Below are 3,557 nucleotides of genomic sequence, written 5' to 3'. Positions count from 1 at the left end.
CTGGGTGCGTTGTAAGGTTGTGGTCATTGTATGATTGCTGTTTGTTCCTAGTGGAACGGAATGTTTTGGATGTATGAATCTAATCTAACTCGATTGTTAACGTTTGTAAACGTTTCTCAGTTTTGCAGAACTGATAGGTGTGATAGGTTTTGCTTATGTGCGATCGATTGTCTATGGCGGGTATGCTTTTGATAAAGAGCTGAACTTATGAAATATCCCAATCTCGAACACCCAGAATTAGGAACGCTGCGCTATGAGAATGAATATGACTGGTACAAGGGACAAATCAAAATCAGACAGTCAAATGTTTCAATTCAGCTCTCAGTAAATGAAGCAGGGGATGTAACCTCTGCATTTAACAGAGCTGCCAATCTTGCGGGAGAGCTGGATAATTATGCCCAGCTAGCAAAAGAGTATGCGGCTGAAGGCTTGCTGCAAATCAAGAATGAGACGTGGCTTGATGATAACGATGAAGATCCATTAACACTCGAACAATTCCAGCAGCGGATGACACTTGAGTCGATCGATATCGATTCAGATGGCAAAGTATCCTTTTATCACAATGATGGCGATCTGTTTTGGGGGCATTGTATTTTGGTCGTGATGGATAGCGAAAATAACTTTACTGATGCTGAGACTGCGGGTTGAGTCGATCGATCCAGAGTTAGTTTGCTCTCGATCGAATCCGCAGTAACGATCGGAGGTAGCTCACAGCAAGACTTATTTAGTGCAAGTTCGATACTAGCATTTCGGAACAGGCGCACAGAAAAATCGTCACCCCAGGCAATCACCGCCAGTTTCGAGCCAAAGTAAGAAACATACCTTCAGCCCTAATTTATGGGATGATTGTCGGTTGAAATTTGTTAGCGGAGCATCTCCTGCGGGAGAATTGGGTGACTACTGTGAAATCATTGCTACAAGTATTTCAGAGCCGAAAAATGGCGGCGTTGCTATTTGTCGGCTTCTCATCGGGACTGCCAATCTTACTCGTATTGAAGACATTACAATCGTGGATGTCTGATGCTGGGGCAGATTTGAGTAAAATCGGTTGGTATGGTAGCCTGATTGGTTTTCCCTACGCGTTTAAGTTTTTGTGGTCGCCATTGCTCGATCGATTCGTACCACCATTTTTGGGCAGACGCAAGGGTTGGTTACTAATTATCCAATTTTTATTGGTATTGGCGATCGCGGCTATGTCGCTGCAAGATCCCGCCAAAAATCTCGATTTATTAGCCATTATTTCAGTGCTAATTGCCTTTTTGAGCGCGTCACAGGATGTCGTCGCCGATGCTTATCGGACTGACGTGTTGACTGGAGCCGAACGCCCGATTGGGGTAAGCATTTTTACCACAGGCTATCGTGTCGCCTTGATTGTGTCCTTTGCTGGTGCCTCTAAACTTTTTGAAAATGTTTTCCGGGCTTGGCAGCCAGTTTATCTGGTGATGGCTGGATTTATGTTGCTGGGGCTAGTATTTACATTGTTCGCTCCTGGTACAGAATCTACAGACCAGCCGCCTGAGACTTTTGCTGATGCTGTCACGCTCCCATTTCTAGATTTTTTTCAGCGCCGAGGGCTGGTTTATGGCGCTTCAGTCTTATTATTCATCGTTACCTATAAAGTTAGCGATGCGATGATGAATTCGATGTCGATTCCTTTTCTCAAAGCCGCTTGTTTTACCCAAGGTCAAATCGGCGATATCAACGGCTTTATGGGGATAATCGCGACGATTATTGGCGCTTTGCTGGGTGGGGTGTTGTTGACACGGATGAGTGTCTTCCAGGGACTCTGGATCTTTGGCGGCTTACAGGCGGCGGGGATCGTGCTGTATGTAATGCTGGCACAGGCGTCTCATCCCGATCCGCGAGTTACCGATTTAGCATCGGTGTGTCAAAACTTCGTCCAGCCACCCTTTGCGACTCAATTATTTATTTTGGCGATTAATGTCGAGAATTTCTTTGGGGGGATGGAATCCTCGGCTTTTGGGCTGTTCTTGATGAATATGTGCAACCAACAATTTTCGGCAACTCAGTTTGCACTACTATCTAGTTTGATGGCTTTGAGCAAGCTGTTGGTCGCACCAGCGGGAGATCTGGTTAAAGCCTTGGGTTGGTCTAACTTTTTCTTAGTAACGATGTTGGTGGTCATTCCGAGTATGTTTCTGTTGCTGTTTATCGCCAAAGCGGGTGACGATCGACCCGATTTCAAGGATGCCTAAATTAATTTTTGTTACAATCGATAAATACACCCATCATCTGTCTGCACACCTAAAGCTATGACTTTCATCCGTCAAAATGTCGGCCCATTTATCATCTTGCTGATCTTCCTGTTTGCCTTAGTGGCTTCGAGCGCGAGAATCTTTCTACCCACAGATATGTCTGGCCCTGCACCAGTAACAGGTGCGATTTTGATTCAGAGCTTGTTAATGTTGTTAAAACTGGCTTAATCTACAGGACTAATTCTGCTAATCCCAGATATTCCACCCCTTCAGGGGTCACGTTGAAGCGACAGGGCAGCACTTCTAGTCCTTTGGCGACGGCGGTGCGGAGGAGTTGCCCGTAGGCAGGATCGGTGGTGTCGCCGGGTGAAAACTTGGTTTTATCACCGCGATTAATCAGATAGAGCATCACCGTGCGGTGTTCGGGCATCACAGCGATTAGCTCTCGCAGGTGTTTTTGCCCCCTGGTAGTTTCAGTATCAGGAAAGATTGCCACATCGTCGATCGACCAAGTGGTATTCTTGACTTCTAGATAAATCGATTGCGCACCATCGGTCAGGAGAAAATCGATTCTACTGCGGCGATCTTGCCCATAGACCACTTCCGATCGAATTGTTTGATATTTACCTAATTCTGGGAATAGATAGCGTTCGAGGGCGATTTTGATGAGTTTGTTGGGTAGTGCGGTATTGATGCCGATCCAGACACCATCAATTTCAATTGTTTCCCAAGTGTAGGCAAGTTTCCGTTTGGGGTTGTCATGAAAAGATACCATTACGGGTGCTCCAATTTGACAAACTCCCGTCATCGGGCCAGTATTGGGGCAATGTGCGGTAATTAGTTCGCCAGTATTTAGTTGGATATCTGCAAAAAACCGTTTGTACCTTTTAACTAAAATGCCGGGATAGAGTTGAGGATAGTTATATAGCACTTATGACTCAGGTTCTAGTTGCCAAATAAGTTTCTAAATGACCGAGATCGATCGCCATCTGGGCGATGAGTGGGTTAATCGATCCTAGCTGCTGTGCGCGGGCGAGATATTCGATTTGTTTGGCTAAGGCGGTAATACTGACAATCCCCACATTGGCGCTGGCACCCTTGATATAGTGGGCTTCATGACCGATCGCGATCGCATCACCATCGACTACGGCACGACGGAGATCTTCAATGTGAATCTTCACGTCTTCAGCCAACATGGTAAGTAATTCTAATTCAAATTCGGGATCGTCTTCCGAAACTTGATGCAGTTGTTCCCAGTCGATATCTATGAGATCGTTCATTAGAGAATGTAGGTAAGAGACGTAGGCTAACTCCGATTACTATTTTATCCTCTAGACCGCC

Annotated in this window: 5 protein-coding genes; 3 read left to right on the top strand and 2 right to left on the bottom strand. The window is 45.7% G+C overall.

What is annotated here, in order from left to right; translation table 11 throughout:
• Positions 1-207 precede the first annotated feature (207 nt).
• From RMO35_RS02320 to RMO35_RS02310, 3 genes are all read left to right on the top strand, one after another.
• Entirely contained in the window at positions 208-648 is a 441-nt protein-coding gene (locus RMO35_RS02320; protein ID WP_309738293.1) for a DUF2262 domain-containing protein, read from the top strand.
• 254 nt (positions 649-902) lie between these two features.
• Positions 903-2,216: an AmpG family muropeptide MFS transporter gene (locus tag RMO35_RS02315; protein WP_309738292.1), complete on the top strand. Its 1,314-nt coding sequence runs from the start codon at positions 903-905 to the stop codon at positions 2,214-2,216.
• Positions 2,217-2,273: 57 nt separating this feature from the next.
• Complete coding sequence (locus tag RMO35_RS02310; RefSeq protein ID WP_309738291.1) at positions 2,274-2,444, top strand: hypothetical protein; 171 nt, start codon at positions 2,274-2,276, stop codon at positions 2,442-2,444.
• A 1-nt stretch (position 2,445) separates the two neighbouring features.
• Here the strand turns inward: RMO35_RS02310 and sfsA are convergent, their stop codons facing one another.
• Together sfsA and RMO35_RS02300 are read right to left on the bottom strand one after the other, a co-directional pair.
• On the bottom strand, positions 2,446-3,147 hold the full coding sequence (gene sfsA / locus RMO35_RS02305) for a DNA/RNA nuclease SfsA (RefSeq protein ID WP_309738290.1): 702 nt from the start codon (positions 3,145-3,147) through the stop codon (positions 2,446-2,448).
• A 7-nt stretch (positions 3,148-3,154) separates the two neighbouring features.
• Positions 3,155-3,496, bottom strand: coding sequence for an Hpt domain-containing protein (locus RMO35_RS02300; RefSeq protein ID WP_309738288.1), 342 nt, complete (start codon positions 3,494-3,496; stop codon positions 3,155-3,157).
• Between the last annotated feature and the right edge of the window lie 61 nt (positions 3,497-3,557).

Source organism: Chamaesiphon sp. OTE_20_metabat_361, from assembly GCF_031364565.1.
Note: the sequence above shows the minus strand (reverse complement) of the source record. Positions and strands in the feature narration are given on the sequence as shown.

Excerpts from the sequence above, each read along its gene's own strand:
- RMO35_RS02310 (WP_309738291.1), top strand. The coding sequence starts at position 2,274 with ATGACTTTCATCCGTCAAAATGTCGGCCCATTTATCATCTTGCTGATC.
- RMO35_RS02320 (WP_309738293.1), top strand. The coding sequence starts at position 208 with ATGAAATATCCCAATCTCGAACACCCAGAATTAGGAACGCTGCGCTAT.
- RMO35_RS02300 (WP_309738288.1), bottom strand. The coding sequence starts at position 3,496 with ATGAACGATCTCATAGATATCGACTGGGAACAACTGCATCAAGTTTCG.